The organism is Tardiphaga sp. 813_E8_N1_3 (assembly GCF_051811025.1).
In the GTDB taxonomy this organism is placed as follows: domain Bacteria; phylum Pseudomonadota; class Alphaproteobacteria; order Rhizobiales; family Xanthobacteraceae; genus Tardiphaga.
Genome location: NZ_JBPWQE010000001.1, coordinates 158,090 through 174,422 on the forward strand (window position 1 = coordinate 158,090; position 16,333 = coordinate 174,422).

Sequence of the window (16,333 nt, forward strand, 5' to 3'; positions counted from 1 at the left end):
CAGTAACTGGATGGATCTCAATCCACCACGATCTTGACGCGGTCGCGGGCTTTCACGCTGGCGTTGTTCTCAAGCCCGTTCAACACGCGGAAGCGCTCCAGCGGACGATCGATGCCGCTCATGCGATGCGACAGTGACTCCACGGTATCTCCGGGCTGCACGGTAATCACCTTGATGCGCAGCGGACGGGCGGCCTGAATCTCGGCCAGCGTCAGGCGGCGGAACGAGTTGACGGTCTCGCGGGCGTTGCGTTCACTCTCGGTGCTCTTCTGCTTGGCAGCGAAGATGAAGCGGTAGACGTCGCTGCCGAAGCGCAACGCGTAAACACGGAATTGCCACTGGTCGCCGCGCGCGATGGCGGACGCTGCGGGGAAGCCGTTGATGGTCAGCTCTTCCGTGGTGGCCTTGTCGACATTCTCCATCCATCCGGAATTGAGATAGTCGCTCAGCGTCTGTTCGGACGGTACGCGTACCACGTCGAAGCGCATGGCCTGATTGCCGCCCTCGCGCACACCGATCACCGCCTGCGCCGTATTGTCGAGGGTGAAGGCCTCTGGCGCCTGGAAGGTGAAGCCGAGCTTGGGATGCAGGAAGCGGCGGCCGCGCACGAAACCTTCGCTCGGATCCTCGCCATAGACGATGCCGTCGATGGCCGTGAGATAGGTCTCGCGATCGCGCTCGCCACCGTCGGGCGAGGAATATTGCCGCGCATTGGCCTGCGCATTCTGCACGCGCTCGGGCGTCGCCGGATGCGACGACAGGAAGTCCTGTGCGCGCGGATCGAGCGGTGTGCGGCTGGCCTTCAGCGCCGCGTTACGCTCCATCGCCGCGAGAAAACGCGACGCGCCATAGGGATCGAACTTTGCGCGGGCCGAGATGCCTACGCCGATGCCATCGGCTTCGAATTCCTGCGCACGCGAGAAGCTCGCCATTGTCAGTTTGGATTTGGCGAGCGCGAGCGCAGTGAGATCGGGATCGCTGCCCATATCGGTGACGACGCGGGTGACGATCGAGGCCTGCCGTGCCTGCTCCTCGCGGATCGACGCGTGCTTGGCGAGCACATGCGCCATCTCGTGCGACAGCACCGATGAAATCTCGGATGTATCGCTGGCCAGCGCGATCAGGCCGCGCGTGACATAGAGCTGTCCGGTCGGTAGGGCGAAGGCGTTGACGGCGCCCGAATTGAGGATCGTGACCTTGTAGGCCAGGTCCGGTCGCTCAGAGGCTGCGACCAGCCGATCGACGGTCTTGGTGATCAGTGCTTCCAGCCGCGGGTCATCATAGGCGCCGCCATAGGATGCGAGGATGCGCTCGTGTTCTTTCTCCGCGGCCGGGGTCTGCACCACGGCAGGCTTCGGCGGCTTGGCCGATACCGTTGGCTTGACCGACGAGGCGGCCTCGAACCGGCTGGCATCGCCGCAGGCCGATAGAGCGAGCGCAGCGCACAGCAGGGCCGGCGCAGCCCAAAGGCAGCGGCTCAAGCTGGTATGCCGTCCCACACCCGTCACGTCGTCCACTTTCTGCCCAAACAGCCCATTCGCCCAAATCATCTTCGCTCAAGCGATCTTGCTGCCCAAGTGGCCTAATTGTCCCCGACCACTTCGATCTGCCGCACCCCGAGCGCCTCGATCCGCGGCCCGCCGCGCCTCTCGATCCATCCCCGAACGCGAATATGTCGCCTTTCTAGGGACTTAAGCGTGATTCCGGCCGTCTCGAAGGCGGCCATCATGCGCCTTGAAACAGTCACCGCAAAGTCCTCAGTCCAGCGACGCCCGAAATTGACGTATGTCACCGTCCCGGCTTGGCGAACCGACAGAACCCGCCCCTCGACCACCCCGAAACGCCCCACATCGGCCAAGATATCGCCGGGACTTTCCGCGTTTTTTATGACGTTGGTTTGAGCCCAGATTCCGCGCTTCAGCCGGCGGGCCGAGCCTTCCGCAGCGGCAAGTTCCGCCGCGCAGGCTTTATCCGAGATCGTACCGGAGGCGAGGGCGGCACCCTGTGCCAGAAGCTGCGCCTGGAGCGAAGGCGCAGCGGGATCCACGAAGACAAAAGCCGGTTGTCGGCCGTAGCGATCCGGCATGTCGCTTTCGCCGTACAAGGTGACATCACGGCCGGAGGCCAATGCGAAAAATTCGTTCGTCGACTTCGATGAGTCAGCGATCGGCTCGATGCCCGCCAGACGGATCACGTTGCCGTCGCTCAAACGCAATGTTCTGACATCGATCACGTCGGTGACACGACCTTCGCCCTGCGCGGCGAACATGCAGGCGGCCGACGCAGATTGCGCACATGTTGAAATGCCGATCACTGCCAGCAACAGCGTTGCGGCATGCGACGCGTCAAACTTTGCAGATGCGGCACGCATCACGCCACCTTGCGAGCTTCGGTCAACCTCTCGTCGATTATAGCAAGCAATCCATTCCGCTTTACGGAAAACCTTGACGTCTTTGCAGCTATTCTTGGCAGCGCCGCCGCTTGCTGCTGTTGTTTCATTGCGGCATGATCGCGATAACAACAAACACCGCGCACAAACAACAACGGCGCGTTTGAGGGAGGGACTTTTGAAGAAGATCATTTCAGGTCTGCTGGCGTCAGCAATGGCATTCGCGGCCACTAGTGCCATGGCGCAGACCAAGCCGCTGAAGCTCGGCGCGATTCTCGATATGTCGGGCCTGTATGCCGATATCACCGGTGTCGGCAGCGAGACCGCTGCGAAGATGGCTGCGGAAGATTTCGGCGGTGAAGTGCTGGGCCGCAAGATCGAGATCATTGCTGCCGACCATCTCAACAAGGCTGATCTGTCCGCCAACATCGCACGCGACATGCTCGACAATCAGGGTGTCGAGGCGATCATCGACGTTGCGGCATCGGCGACCGCGCTGGCTGCGAGCGAAATCGCGCGCGCGCGCAACAAGATCATCATCTTCAACGGCCCGGGCTCGATCCGCCTCAGCAACGAGGCCTGCGGCCCCTATACGGTGCATTATGTGTTCGACACTTACGCGCAAGCCAATGTGACCGGCCTCGCCACGGTGAAGAACGGCCTCGACACCTGGTTCTTCCTGTCGGCCGACTATGCATTTGGCGCGGACCTCGAGAAAGACACCACGGCCGTCGTCACCAAGGCTGGCGGCAAGGTGCTGGGTTCGGTCAAACATCCGCTGAATACGTCGGACTTCTCGTCGTTCCTGCTGCAGGCGCAGAGCTCCAAAGCCAAGGTCGTCGGCCTCGCCAATGCCGGCGGTGACACCATCACCGCGATCAAGCAGGCGGCCGAATTCGGCCTGACCCGCAGCGGTGGCCAGAAGCTGTCGCCGCTGCTGGCCTTCATCTCCGACATCGACAGCGTCGGTCTTGATACTGCACAGGGTTTGATTCTGGCGGAAGCGTTCTACTGGGATCTCAATGACGAGACGCGCGCTTTCACGAAGCGCTTCCAGGAGCGCACTAAGCGCGTACCGACCTCGGCCCAGGCCGGCGTCTATTCATCGGTTCTGCATTATCTGAAAGCGGTAAAGGGCGCCGGCACCACGGACTCGGCGCCAGTCATGAAGCTCATGAAGGAGACGCCGATCAACGACATGTTTGCCAAGAATGGTCGGATTCGCGAGGATGGCCGCATGGTGCATGACATGTACCTGTTCGAGGTGAAGAAGCCGTCGGAATCCAAAGGCCGCTGGGACGACTACAAGCTGCTCGCGACCGTTCCTGCGGAGCAGGCATTCCAGCCGCTGGAAGCCTCGCGCTGCCCGCTGGTGAAGAAGTAATCGTCGGGGCCTGAAGCTTGCCGGACGATCAAGAACAACAAGGAGCGCAATCATGAGCGACATCGTCCTGCAGGACCTCGGTAGTGGTCTTCTGACTATCACCATGAATCGTCCGGATCGGCGCAATGCGCTCAATCCGGAGATGACACAGGGCCTGGTCGCAGCGGCCCGCCGCGCGCAGGAAGACCACGACGTCCGCGCCGTACTCATCAAGGGCGCGGGCGGCACCTTCTGCGTCGGTGGTGACGTCAAGTCGATGGCGGCTGGCCGCGCGCCGCTGCCGTTCGAGGCCAAGCGCGCCAACCTGCGCCGCGGCATGGAAGTGTCGCGGATTCTGCACCAGATGGCGAAGCCGGTGGTGGCGCAGCTCGACGGCGCTGCCGCAGGCGCAGGCCTCTCCATTGCGCTGTCCTGCGATCTCCGCGTCGCTGCAAGCTCGGTGAAGATCACCACGGCCTTTGCCAAGGTCGGCTTCTCCGGCGATTATGGCGGCACCTATTTCCTGACCAAGATGCTCGGCAGCGCCAAGGCACGCGAACTCTATCTGATGTCGCCGGTGCTCTCCGCACAGGAAGCGCTGGCACTGGGCATGGTGACCAAGGTGGTCGATGACGCCGAGGTGGAGAAGGCGGCGCACGACCTCGCGATGTCACTCGCGCAGGGCCCGAGCATCACTTACGGCTACATCAAGACCAACATCAACAATGCCGAGACGATGACGCTCGAAGCTTGTTTCGACGGCGAATCGATCCATCACACCCGCTGCAGCGATACCGAAGATCACAAGGAGGCCGCTAAAGCCTTCGTCGAGAAGCGCAAGCCGGTCTTCAAAGGGCAATGACCATGAGCCAGATGCGGTTGCGGCAAGTTTGTCTGGTCGCTCCGCATCTGGAGCCGGTGGCGAGTGATATCGCGGCCATTCTCGGCCTCGATGTCTGTTACCGCGATCCCCATGTCGGCAAATACGGGCTTGAAAACGCGCTGATGCCGGTCGATGTGACGCTGCTCGAAGTGGTCGCGCCGACGCAGCCGGGCACGGCGGCTGGGCGCTTCTTGGAGAAGTCCGGTGGCCGCGGCGGTTATATGGTGATCCTGTCCTGCGAGGATCCCGACGAGCGCGGGCGTTTTGCCGCCAGCATCGGCGTGCGCACCGCCAATGTGATCGATCATCCGCCCTATCACGGCGTGCAATTGCATCCACGCGATTGCCGGGCTGCTTTTATCGAATTCAATCACACCAAAGACAGCGACGACGATTTCGGGCCGTATCCGCCAGCCGGTCCGGATTGGCAGGAAGCGATCCGCCACGACATCACGCGAGCGCTCATCGAGGTCGAACTGCAGAGCCCGGACCATTACGATCTGGCGCAGCACTGGAGTAATATCATCGGCGTGCCGCTGACCTCGGCCCGCAACGACGATCCGCAGATCGCGTTCACGAACGGCTGTTTGCGCTTCGCCAAGGGAAAGACCGAGGCAATGACCGGGCTCACCTTTCGCGTCAACGACGTCGCGCAGGTGCTCGGCAGTGCACGGGCGCGCGGCTGTCCTTGCGCCGAGGATGCATTTCTGCTGGCCGGGGTCACGTTTCGCGTCGTTGCGTGATCGCGGCAATCGCCGCACGATCAGTTCCTGTTTGACGCGTTTTCTTCGCGCGAACCGGTATCCACTTCGCTCGAAAACGCTATGGCTATAACAATAAACGAGAAACGCCATGACTGTGACACGTCCACATCCGCTGGACTCGTTCTTCAATCCATCCAGCATCGCCATTATCGGCGCCTCCCGCGATGTCACGAAGATTCCGGGCCTGCTTCTCTCCTTTCTGCGCAAAAACCAGTTCTCCGGCGCGATATATCCGGTCAATCCGAACTATCCGGATATCGATGGGCTCGCGTGCTATCCGACCATCGAAGCCATCGGGCAGCCGATCGACCTCGCCATTGTGATCATTCCTGCGCGCGTCGTGCTCGGCGCGCTTGAGGACTGCGCGAAACTCGGCGTCAGGCATGCAATCATCATTTCCTCCGGCTTTGCAGAAGAAGGCGGCGATTCCATCGTCATGCAGGATGCCATTGCGGCGCTGGCCAAGCGCACGGGGATGCGGATCTCTGGACCGAATGCGGAGGGGTACTACAACCAGATTGCCGGCATTGCCGCTACCTTCAGCCCGACCGTCGATGTAAGGCCGGATCAGCTGCCGCTGGTCGCTACCACGAAGCGGATCGGTATCGTCGCCCAATCCGGCGGCATCGGCTTTGCGATCTATAACCGCGCCAAGTCGCTCGGCATTGCCCTGAGCACCGTGATCTCGACCGGCAACGAGTCCGATCTCGGTGCCGGCGAATTCTTCGACTACATGGTACAGGATCCGGCAACCGACGTGATCCTGCTGTTCATCGAGGGCATTCGCGACGTCGATAAATTTCTAGCCGCGGCTCGCAAGGCGGCGGAGCTCGGCAAACCCGTCATCGTTGTAAAGGTCGGCCGCTCCGGTGCCGGCGAGCGCGCAGCAGCCTCGCATACCGCCAGCATGGCGGGCTGGACGGCAGCCTATGATGCGGTGTTCGCGCGCCACGGCTTCATCGTCTCCAACGATCTCGACGAAGCGGTGACCATCGCCGCCGTACTGACCACGTCGCCGCTGCCGAAGGGCGATCGCGTCGCCGTCGTCACCGTCTCAGGCGGCGCAGGTATCTGGGGCGCTGATGCCGTGTCGGCGCAGGGGCTGCAGGTGCCCGAATTGTCGGACGGCGTTCAGGCGACGATTCGCGGGTTGATCCCGTCCTACGGGTCGCCGTGCAATCCGATCGATATCACGGCCCAGGCGGTGCACAGCGGCGGGCTGCAAAAGACCATTGAATTGCTCGACAGGTCTGACGAGGTCGATGCAATCCTGGTGGTCATCTCGCTGTCGAGCGAGACGCGGATGCCGTTCAAGACGCCGGAGCTGAAGCCAGTCATTGCTGCGCAGAACAAACCGATCGTGTTCTGGTCTTATACGCTACCGTCGAACTTCGCGCGCACCGGTCTCGCCGAATCCGGCGTGGTGGTGTTATCCGGGCTGACTCATGTGAGTGTCGCACTGCGGCGGCTGGTCGATCACGCTAGGTTCAGACTGGCAGACCCGGTCGCAACAGCCATTGTTGCGCCGAACGATTTAGTTGAGCATCTGACCGCGCCGACGCTTTCCGAGTATGACAGCAAGACGCTGTTGCAGATTGCCGGTGTTGCGCTGCCAGGCGAGGTTTTTGTCACCGACAGATCGACGCTAGATGCAGCGATTGCCAAGATAGGCTTCCCGTTGGTGATGAAAATCCAGTCGCGCGACATTCCGCACAAGAGCGAGGTTGGCGGCGTCAGGGTCAACATCGTTACGAAGAATGAAGCCGCAGCGACCTATGATGCGCTGACCGCCAGCGCCCGGCAGCACCGACCGCAGGCCGCGCTGCAAGGCGTGCTCGTTTCGCCGATGGCCAGGAAGGGTGTCGAAATCATCGTCGGCACGCTGCTGGACGAGACCTTCGGGCCGATGGTGATGGTCGGCCTTGGCGGAGTGACGGCAGAATTGTTCAAGGACGTGGTCTATCGCCCGGCGCCGGTCAGCGCTGATGAGGCCGCCTCCATGCTGGGCGAACTCAAGGCCGCGCCATTGCTGAATGGCTTCCGCGGAGCACCGAAGGCCGACGTGGGCGCGGCAGCGGAGTTGATCGCGCAGATCTCGCAGCTTGCGGCGCAGCTGCAGAGTGATGTGGCGGAGATCGAGCTCAACCCGGTTCTGGTCCATCCGGTGGGCGAGGGCGTCACCATCGTCGATGCGCTGGTGGTGCGGACAGCCTAGATTGCCCATCACATAAAAATGGCCGGGCGAACCCGGCCATTTCCAAGTGAGGTTTGAAAGACAAACCCGACGGGGACTTATCGCCCCTTGAAATTCGGCATCCGGCGCTCGGCAGTCGCCGCAACGCCTTCCTTGAAGTCTTCAGTGGCACGCAGCCGTGTCTGCTCAGCCAGTTCGTGCTCTGTCGCCTTGGCCACGCGGTCAGCGAGGCCGTTGCGCATGGTGGCACGGGTCGAGAGCAGGCCAAGCGGCGAGCATTCAGCGATTTCTTCCGCAAGCTTGATGGCGGCGTCGCGGACCTCGGCCTGCGGCACCAGCACATTGGCGAGACCCATCTTCAGCGCTTCCTCGCCGCCGACGCGGCGCGACGTGTAGAACATCAACTCCGCATTGTTCTTGCCGACCACTTCGGTGAGCGCGACCGTCAGGCCGAAGCCGGGATGGAAGCCGAGCTTGGTGAAATTGGCTGCGAAGCGGGCTTCCGGGCAGGTGACGCGAAAATCGGCCGACACGGCAAGGCCGAGCCCGCCGCCGATAGCTGCGCCATGAACGGCGGCGACGATGGGCTTCTTGGCGCGGAAGATGCGGACGGCTTCCATATAGAGATGGCCGATGGAACCGAGATTGTCAGCGGGGTCGCCGCTTTTGGCGGCTGCCTCGGTTTCCTTGCGGTTTGGATCGCTGAAATCGGCGCCGGCGCAGAACGCCTTGCCCTGCGCGCACAGAACCGTCGCGCGGATTTCGGGATTGGCATCGATCTCGTCCAGCGCGTTGGCGATCTGCTGGATCAGCAAGATGTCGAAGAAGTTCAGTGGCGGCTTGCGGATCTCGATGATCGCAATGTGGCCGCGGGTCTCGACGCCGATGTCTTTGTAGGTGGTCATGAGAGCTCTCTATTGAATGGATGGATCAGCGTAGACCAAGTCCGCGCGCGATGATGCCGCGCAGGACTTCGGTGGTGCCGCCCTGAATGGTCAATTTTGGCGCTGTCTTGATCGCGAAGCCCAGCATCTCGTCCAGCGTGGCGTGATTGGACGCGCTGTCGTCGACGAAAGCCGCGAGTTCGCGCACGCGATGGGGCAGCTGCTGCTCCCAGATCGTGCCGATATCCTTGACGATAGACGCTTCCACCACCGGCTCCTTGCCGGCCTGCAGCATGCCGGCCACCGACACCGACATGCGTCGCATCGTGTGCAGTTGCGCGACGAGGCGGCCGATGCCTTCGGCGCTGCGGGTGTCCGGCTTCGGTCCGACAGCGCGGACGAGCTCGGTCAGCACGTAGTAGGTCTCAAGGAAGCGTTCGGGGCCGGATCGCTCGTAAGCGAGTTCTGAGGTGGCCTGTTTCCAGGCGCTGTCGATTTCGCCCAGCATATGGTCATCCGGCACGAAGTGATCGGTGAAGACAACTTCGTTGAATTCATACTGGCCGGTGATCTGCGCGATCGGGTTCACCGTGATGCCCGGCTTCTTCATATTGACCAGAAACTGCGTCAATCCGTGGCGGCGATTTTCCTTGGTCGGGGCCGATGTGCGGAAGATCGCGATCATGTAGTCGGCCATATGCGCCGAGGTCGTCCAGATCTTGCTGCCATTGATCAGCCAGCCGCCGTCGGTCTTGGTGGCCTTGGTCTTGGCGGCAAACAGATCGGAACCAGAATTCGGCTCGCTCATGCCGATGGAGAAACAGACTTCGCCGCGGCAGATGCGCGGCAGGATGTCCATCTTGATGTGCTCGGGCGCATATTTCAGCAGCACCGGGCCGCTCTGGCGGTCGGCGACAAAAAAACGGCGCACCGGCGCGTTGGCCACGCGCATCTCCTCGGTAACAACGTAACGTTCGAGGAATGAGCGCTCGTGGCCGCCATATTTCTTGGGCCAGGTCATGCCGAGCCAGCCGCGTTCGCCGACGCGGCGGGAAAATTCGGGGTTGTCGCTATCCTCGCGCTGGGGCTTGTGCGGATCGAAGGTGCCAGCGGCAATTTCCTCGGCGAGGAACGCGCGGACTTCCTTGCGCAACTGCTCGCATTCGGGCGGCAAGCGGATCGGATCGAAACGAAGGGCTGCAGTCATGTGAAAGATCTCGTTTCCTGTATTCGATCAGCGCGAAGCGACCAGAGGCCACAGCTCGTCGGCACCGCGCGCGGCGACCAGTTTGCCGAGTTCGACCGCCCAGTAGCTCTCGCTGCCGAAATCATCGCGCCATGCCAATGCGCGTAGCGTGTAGCGATGCAGGATGTGTTCCTGCGTGAAGCCGATGGCACCAAGAACCTGATGCGCGATGGCGGCGCCCTTTTCGGCTGCCTCGGAGCAACGGATCTTTGCAGCGGCGGCCTCGAGGAAGAGCGCATCGTTGAGGGGGGCGCCGCTGGAGAAGGCGTCGGCCGCGGAGCTGGCAGCGGCGAGGGCCGCGGAGGTCTCGCCCGCGAGCTTCGCCAGATTGTGCTGGACCGCCTGGAATTTCGAGATCTTTTTCTCGAACGCCACGCGCTCGCCGGAATAGTTCACGCCGATGCCGAGCATGGTTTCCAGTGCACCGGCAATTTGCTGGCTGCGCACGAGTGCGCCCATCAGCAACAGCGCGTTCTGATCGAAGCCCGATGGTGCAGATTGAAGGGTGACCGGCTTCACAATGTCGAAATGCACTGTGTCGGAGGGGTCATCGGCCAGACCGAGCCCAGCTTCAATACGGCAGGCGCTGGCGTCCACCAACGCAATAGAGGCGCCGCCGATGCCGGAGGCGACGACGGCGATGTGTTTCGCATCCTTCGCGAACGGCACGCCGCGTGCGCGACCGGTGATTGTACCATCCGCGTTGAGCGTGAGGCGATCGCGCGGGCTTGCCGGCGCGACGGTCATCATGCCTTCGGGCGATTTGATCTGGGCTTGTGCGAGCAGCCAGCCCGCCAGCATGGTCTCGGCGAGCGGCACCGCAACGCCGGCGCGGCCGGCGACGCTGAGGACGCTGAAACCTTCGGCCATGCTGGTGCCGGAGCCGTCGCATTCTTCCGGCACCCATGACAGCGGGAGGCCGGCGTCGGTCAGCGCCTGCCATAGCGGCGCTTTCCAGCTGCCGGTCTTGTCGTGATTGATGGTCTGTGCGTCAGCGAGATCGGCGAAAATACGTTCCGCGGTTTCCGCAACGATATTGTCTGCGTCCGTCAAGGCGTTCCTCGTGTGCTAACGCATCTCATTCGGCAGGAAATGCCGGGCATGGGCGCTGCCACTTTTCTTCCATTCATGATGCGGAAAAGGCGGAGGGAAGACAAGCGGGCTGGCCGCAGAGGGGCCTGCGGTGGCGGCATGATGTGTTGGTGCAGCGCAATTTAATTCCGCAAAGCGAACTTGTGCCGCGTTGTATACCAGCGCGATCGCATTATGGTAGATCGCATCAGCGTTAGAACAAAGCAGAGGAAATGCAGATGGCAAGTGACGATTTGTGCGTCGTGATTACAGGGGCGGCATCGGGGCTTGGTGCTGCGACCGCGGCCATTCTCGCCAAGGACGGCGCCCGTATTGTCATCAACTATTCGTCGAGTCAGAAGGAAGCCGAAGCCACTGCCGAGCTGTGCCGCGATGCGGGTGCAACCGAGGTCATCGTGGTTCAAGGCGACGTATCGAAGGACGACGATTGTAAGAACATCGTCGCGGCCGCCCAGCACTGGGGGCGGATCGATGCGCTGATCAACAATGCCGGCATGACCAAGCATGTGCCGCATCACGATCTCGATGGTCTGTCCGCGGAAGATTTCCAGCGCATCTACGCGGTCAACACGATCGGGCCCTATCAGATGGTACGTGCGGCGCGCGCCTTGCTCGAAGCCGGCGCCAAGGCGTCGGGTCGCGCTTCGGCCGTCGTCAATGTCTCGTCGATGGCCGGTATCACAGGCGGCGGTTCGTCGGTCGCCTATGCCGCCAGCAAGGGCGCGCTGAATTCGATGACGCTGTCGCTTGGCCGTGCATTGGCTCCGTTGATCCGCGTCAATACGGTCTGCCCTGGCTATATCGATACGCCCTGGTTCACCAAAGGTCGTGGTGCGGACGGCGCTGCTAAAGTTCGCGATGCCGTGATCGCGCGAGTTCCGCTGAAAGTGGCCTCGACCGCGGAGGACGTCGCTGCCCTGATCTGCTTCCTCGCCACGCCGCCCTCGAGCAACATGACGGGCGAATTGGTGCGGATGGATGCCGGCATGCATCTGCTGGCCTGATCGGAAGCCTGCGCCAAACAGAAAAAGCCTCGGGTGATGCCCGAGGCTTTTTCGTTCTTGATTGCTGGCAGTCAGCGGTTGCCCGGATCTGAAATCACGTTACGGGCGACCAGCCTGTTCCAGATGAAGAGCACCACCAGCGCGCCGATCGTGGCAGTGATGAAGCCGGCACCCTGGTTCGGGCCGTAATGACCGATCTGCTGGCCGATGAATGTCGCCAAGAATGCGCCGGCAATACCCAGGATAGTGGTCAGGATGAAGCCGCTGGGATTGTTAGGTCCTGGCGACAGAATGCGGGCGATAATGCCAGCGACAAAGCCCACAACGAGAATCCAGATCATCGCAATATCCCCTCTTTTAAAAATGCGCGTTAAACCCAGCTGGACTTAACTTCGTCTTCCGTGGGTAGCCGGCCATGCGGTGTGAACTGATTAACGGCATCGGGCAACTCGTTGCTCAGCTCGGAGAGAAGCTGTTCACGTGACATGCCCGTGCGCGACGTCAGTTGCGCGATCTGATCCGCGCCAAGTGCGGCGCCGAGATCGTTAGGCGAGATCTGCTTGTTCGGGCCCGGACCGACCCAGGAATCGGCCGCTTCGCCGTGGCCGTTCTGCTGGAATTGCTTGAGCAGATCGCCGAGACCGCCGCTGAGCACGCTACCGGCTGCGCCGCCTGCCAGCAGACCGCCAAGCGGGCCTTTCAGAAGGTCGCTCAGGCCACCACCGCCTGCTGCACTGCCAGAATTTCCACCGAGGAGACCGCCGAGCATCCCGCCAAGGCCGCCGCTATCCGGCGCGCTGACCTGTGTCGTATTCGGCGGGATCTGTTGTGGAGTGCCCTGATGCGCCGACTGGTCGCCGGTGAAGTGCTTGTAGCCTTTGTAGGCGAGCAGCGCGAGGATCGCCATCGTCATCGGCGACATGCCGCCGCTCTTGTCGTCGGGATCGCTGGGGCCACGCGGCCCGTTGGCCATGCCATTCAGAATGTCGAGCAAACCCATGATCATCTCCTGTTCTGCCAGCCCGGCGAAAGCATAGCTGCGCGGTATGACGCCTACAAGGCGCGTCGGTTCCGCCGATAGGCAGCGCTGCGGCATTTTGCTAGTAACGGATGCTGGATGAACGGGAGATGACGTGATCGAAACGCGACCCATTTGTATCGCCGGTGCGGGCAGTATCGGCTGTTTCGTGGGTGGCATCCTGGCGGCAGCCGGCCGCGACGTCGCCATACTGGCGCGGCGGCGCATCGTGGACGGCATCGAGGCGCACGGTCTGAGGCTGACGAGCTTCGAGGGTCTCGATCAATGTCTAGCCCCCGGCCAGCTGCGGCTGTCGGATGACCCCGCCATCATGAGCGAGGCGAAGATCATTCTGGTCGCCGTCAAGAGCGGCGACACGGCGGAGATGGCGAGGCTGATCGCGGACCATGCTGCGAAAGACGCGATCGTCGTCAGCCTGCAGAATGGAGTCGGCAATGTTGGGGTCCTGCGCGCAGCTCTGCCCGGGCGCCGTATCCTCGGCGGAATGGTTCCATTTAATGTCATCGCAAAGGGCGATGGCCATGTTCACCGCGCAACGTCCGGAAACATCGTCGTCGAACGCGATGAGGCCGATACTGCTTCGGCGCTATCCGTGCCGCATTTTGCCGTCCTGGCGGGCGATGACATCGTTGGTGTCCAGTGGGGCAAGCTGCTGGTCAATTTGAACAATGCGCTCAACGCGCTGTCGGATATACCGCTGCGGTCGCAGCTTGCACAGCGCGCGTGGCGCTCGTTATTCGCCGATCAAATGGCGGAAGGTCTGGCCGTTCTGAAGGCGGCTGGTATCAAACCCGTTTCGGCGACGCCGATTCCCGCGTGGCTGACGCCGCATTTGCTGCGGCTGCCTGACGGCCTGTTCAATATGCTGCTCGGGCGGACCATGAAGATCGATGCAAATGCGCGCTCGTCCATGTGGGAGGATCTGCAGCGCGATCGCCGCACCGAGATTGATTATTTGCAGGGCGTTGTCGTTGAGCTGGCAGAGAAATATCAGATCACGGCTCCGCTTTCGCTGCGCGTGATGACACTGATCAAGCGCGCAGAGACGTCAGGCAGGGGATCGCCTGCACTCACGCCAGATCAGATTCGCAGTTAGCGTGAAATTGATTGAGCCGAAGGGAGTGTTGGACCGGCTTCGGCGCTATCATTACGAGAATGTTACTAAGCATTTCGGCTACTATCGGCGGACTCAACTATCCGAATGTTCAAATCGCGTCTGCCGGTCAATGCGATGGTACCATTATCCGTTGCATTCGCATCAAGCCGATGATTCTCCGTTAAATATCAATTGCCGATGCGCGTCGGTGAATTCTCAGTAAATGAGATGTAAAGAGTCTTTTAGCCCATCATTTGCGGGCAAGTAGCAGTTCGCGTTGTTAAGAAGCTCGCAGGAGTACGGCTGGTTCAATACTAGACATCATGATGTGACATCAGGGGCTATGTCATTCGCGACATCTTTAGTATAGAAGGCCGCGTGATTTGACGGTGGTTTGCGCTTCACGCGCTGGACCGGGCGTTTGATCCTTTCATATCATCGGCAAAGCGTGTGTCGGTCGAATTATTCAACTAACAATCGGAGCTACAATGGCCAAGAAAGCGAAAAAGAAACTCGTCCGTCGCGAGTACACCAAGGAAGACGTGAAGATCCTGAAGGCGCATTCGAAGGCCCAGACCCCGCTCGAGAAGATTTCCAAGGAGATGAAGCGCACCGGTGGTTCGCTGCGTCAGAAAGCCATCAAGCTCGGCATTCCGCTCGGTCATCGCCGCCGCAAGGCCAAGAAGGTTGCCACGAAGGCCGCCAAGGTGACCAAGACTGCGAAGGCCAAGAAGGCCAAGAAGTAAGCTTACGTACTGAACGAAGCCGGCCTGAAGCGCGTTAGCGCTTCAGGCCGTTTTCTTGGGTGGAGCGATCGATGAGAACCCTGCTTTTGAAGGTCTTGAAGCGGAAATCCTTCGCCGCTATCGCTATCGCTGTGGCTGCGGTTATAGTAAGCCTCGGTGCCATCGCACCTGCATTTGCGGTTCCTCCGACGGTCACCCCCTCGCCGGGTTATGATGCCCGGCTTGCCGAGCAGCGGCGTGCGGCTGAAGTGCAGGCGCCTGCCCATGCCCGCAAGCCGCTGCCGCGACCTCCTGCGCAACGTCGTCGGTATAGTTATTGAAGCTGACCCGTGAAGCGATTGTCATGAATTACAGCCCCATAAGGTTGTTTGTGCTGTGTGGCGCGTTGATCGCGGCAACCATGGTCGAGGCCAGAGCGGCTGATTATGCGAGCCAGATCAGTGCCTTTCGCCGGGCGCACAAACTCTCCTCTGTCACGCTGGACAGCAAGCTGAATGCGGTCGCGCTTGCTCAGGCGCAGGCGATGTCATCAAGTGGCAAGGTCAGCCACGAGGTCGGCGGTGTTTTCTCCGCGCGTGTGGGGAAGCTCCGCAAATCCAAAGCAGCAGAAAACATAGCGGCGGGCTTCCTGACATTTCCCGAAACGTTGAAGCAATGGGAAGAGAGCGCAGGTCATCGCGAGAACTTGCTCATGCCCGGCGCACGCAAGGTCGGCGTCGCTTACGTCGCCAATCCCAAGTCGCCATACCGGATGTTCTGGGCGATGGTCATCACGGATTGATACTTGACGGGTTTTTATGGCTCAGGTGCGCTTGGTCTTGGCCGGCGCGGGCGTGCCGAACAGCGCGTCCTTGATGTCTTTCAACCCCGATGACAATTTGGACCATCCGCAGGCAAGCGGTTCGATCGCGCAGCCCGGCTCCTTGGTGCGCACTTTGGGCCGAGGCCGAGGTAGCACGACAGGTTTCACGTCGCTTGGGGTTTCCGCGGTCTGCCGAAAGTCCGTTTCGAGCGCAGCCTGGGTTTGCGCCTCGCGCTGCTTTTCAGCGAAGGCCGCGACGATGACGCTGCGACGCTGATTGTCCAGATAGGTCTTGTACTGCTCGTCGATCGCCTTCTGTTCGGTCGTGGTTGGGTTCGGGCCAGCGATATCGAAGCTGCGGTTCTGCATGAAGTCGTGATACGTATAGCCGCCACCGCGCTTGCGCCGTCCCGCGAATTTGCTTTCGCAATCCGACAGCGCCGTAGCCTTGGCGTCTTTTGAAACCGTCGATTTTTCGATGCGCTCGGCGCAATCTTCATAGTCCGCAGGAGCGGCAGTCCACCATTGCGCAAGAGCAGGCGAAGACGCGAGACCGGAGAGTGACGCGGTCGTCAGTAGCGCAAATATGAGTGACTTGTATGCGGACGAATGAGCCACGTGGGTTCCGATGTAGGTAACAAACCCAATTCTCGCCATTTGTGGGCCATTTTTCAACCTCGGATGTGTTACTTCTCCCCGCTTTTGGAGCAAGTGCAACATGACTGCATCAGTGCCGTCATATGGTCAGCAGATCGGTGCTATTTCGCGATACAGCGCTGATATGGAAGTGTTTTCAGGCAGAGATCTCTTGCTGCTCTCATATCACTGAAA

16 protein-coding genes are annotated in these 16,333 nt (G+C 61.1%); 8 read left to right on the forward strand and 8 right to left on the reverse strand.

The window, feature by feature from the left end; genetic code table 11:
- Positions 1-17 precede the first annotated feature (17 nt).
- Together AB8A33_RS00715 and AB8A33_RS00720 are read right to left on the reverse strand one after the other, a co-directional pair.
- A complete protein-coding gene (locus AB8A33_RS00715; protein ID WP_439091013.1) occupies positions 18-1,481 on the reverse strand; it encodes a M48 family metalloprotease in 1,464 nt (487 codons plus the stop codon).
- A gap of 101 nt (positions 1,482-1,582) precedes the next feature.
- Complete coding sequence (locus AB8A33_RS00720) at positions 1,583-2,581, reverse strand: thermonuclease family protein (RefSeq protein ID WP_439091014.1); 999 nt, start codon at positions 2,579-2,581, stop codon at positions 1,583-1,585.
- Between AB8A33_RS00720 and AB8A33_RS00725 the strand changes: the two genes are divergently transcribed.
- The 4 genes from AB8A33_RS00725 (at position 2,568) to AB8A33_RS00740 (ending at position 7,614) form a co-directional block, all read left to right on the forward strand.
- On the forward strand, positions 2,568-3,773 hold the full coding sequence (locus AB8A33_RS00725) for an ABC transporter substrate-binding protein (protein ID WP_439091015.1): 1,206 nt from the start codon (positions 2,568-2,570) through the stop codon (positions 3,771-3,773). The two genes, AB8A33_RS00720 and AB8A33_RS00725, sit on opposite strands and share 14 nt — an antisense overlap.
- Before the next feature lie 52 nt (positions 3,774-3,825).
- A complete protein-coding gene (locus AB8A33_RS00730) occupies positions 3,826-4,614 on the forward strand; it encodes an enoyl-CoA hydratase (protein ID WP_439091016.1) in 789 nt (262 codons plus the stop codon).
- Positions 4,611-5,378, forward strand: a complete 768-nt coding sequence (locus tag AB8A33_RS00735; RefSeq protein WP_439091017.1) for a hypothetical protein — start codon at positions 4,611-4,613, stop codon at positions 5,376-5,378. The genes AB8A33_RS00730 and AB8A33_RS00735 overlap by 4 nt, the downstream gene beginning before the upstream one ends.
- Positions 5,379-5,487: 109 nt before the next feature.
- A complete protein-coding gene (locus tag AB8A33_RS00740; protein WP_439091018.1) occupies positions 5,488-7,614 on the forward strand; it encodes an acetate--CoA ligase family protein in 2,127 nt (708 codons plus the stop codon).
- Positions 7,615-7,691: 77 nt separating this feature from the next.
- Here AB8A33_RS00740 and AB8A33_RS00745 read toward each other — a convergent pair whose 3' ends face one another.
- The 3 genes from AB8A33_RS00745 to AB8A33_RS00755 are packed head-to-tail and all read right to left on the reverse strand — an operon-like array spanning position 7,692 to position 10,776.
- Positions 7,692-8,498 carry an enoyl-CoA hydratase/isomerase family protein gene (locus tag AB8A33_RS00745; RefSeq protein WP_439091019.1) on the reverse strand — a complete coding sequence of 269 codons (807 nt, stop codon included), beginning with the start codon at positions 8,496-8,498 and terminating at the stop codon, positions 7,692-7,694.
- A 25-nt stretch (positions 8,499-8,523) separates the two neighbouring features.
- A complete protein-coding gene (locus AB8A33_RS00750; RefSeq protein ID WP_439091020.1) occupies positions 8,524-9,684 on the reverse strand; it encodes an acyl-CoA dehydrogenase family protein in 1,161 nt (386 codons plus the stop codon).
- 27 nt (positions 9,685-9,711) lie between these two features.
- Positions 9,712-10,776 carry an acyl-CoA dehydrogenase family protein gene (locus AB8A33_RS00755; RefSeq protein ID WP_439091021.1) on the reverse strand — a complete coding sequence of 355 codons (1,065 nt, stop codon included), beginning with the start codon at positions 10,774-10,776 and terminating at the stop codon, positions 9,712-9,714.
- Positions 10,777-11,033: 257 nt separating this feature from the next.
- On the opposite strand from AB8A33_RS00755, the gene AB8A33_RS00760 reads away from it, so the two are divergent.
- Positions 11,034-11,819, forward strand: a complete 786-nt coding sequence (locus AB8A33_RS00760) for an SDR family NAD(P)-dependent oxidoreductase (protein ID WP_439091022.1) — start codon at positions 11,034-11,036, stop codon at positions 11,817-11,819.
- A gap of 71 nt (positions 11,820-11,890) precedes the next feature.
- Here the strand turns inward: AB8A33_RS00760 and AB8A33_RS00765 are convergent, their stop codons facing one another.
- Positions 11,891-12,160, reverse strand: coding sequence for a GlsB/YeaQ/YmgE family stress response membrane protein (locus AB8A33_RS00765; RefSeq protein WP_439091023.1), 270 nt, complete (start codon positions 12,158-12,160; stop codon positions 11,891-11,893).
- A gap of 29 nt (positions 12,161-12,189) precedes the next feature.
- Entirely contained in the window at positions 12,190-12,819 is a 630-nt protein-coding gene (locus AB8A33_RS00770) for a YidB family protein (protein WP_439091024.1), read from the reverse strand.
- A 133-nt stretch (positions 12,820-12,952) separates the two neighbouring features.
- On the opposite strand from AB8A33_RS00770, the gene AB8A33_RS00775 reads away from it, so the two are divergent.
- The 3 genes from AB8A33_RS00775 to AB8A33_RS00785 all read left to right on the forward strand — a co-directional run bounded on the left by AB8A33_RS00775 (position 12,953) and on the right by AB8A33_RS00785 (position 15,481).
- Positions 12,953-13,954 (forward strand): 2-dehydropantoate 2-reductase, encoded by a 1,002-nt coding sequence (locus AB8A33_RS00775; protein ID WP_439091025.1) that lies wholly within the window; start codon positions 12,953-12,955, stop codon positions 13,952-13,954.
- A 488-nt stretch (positions 13,955-14,442) separates the two neighbouring features.
- Positions 14,443-14,700 (forward strand): hypothetical protein, encoded by a 258-nt coding sequence (locus AB8A33_RS00780; protein WP_246664137.1) that lies wholly within the window; start codon positions 14,443-14,445, stop codon positions 14,698-14,700.
- Between the two features lie 316 nt (positions 14,701-15,016).
- A complete protein-coding gene (locus AB8A33_RS00785; protein ID WP_439091026.1) occupies positions 15,017-15,481 on the forward strand; it encodes a CAP domain-containing protein in 465 nt (154 codons plus the stop codon).
- A 21-nt stretch (positions 15,482-15,502) separates the two neighbouring features.
- On the opposite strand, the gene AB8A33_RS00790 is transcribed toward AB8A33_RS00785, so the two are convergent.
- Positions 15,503-16,120, reverse strand: a complete 618-nt coding sequence (locus AB8A33_RS00790; protein ID WP_439091027.1) for a hypothetical protein — start codon at positions 16,118-16,120, stop codon at positions 15,503-15,505.
- Positions 16,121-16,333: the final 213 nt, after the last annotated feature.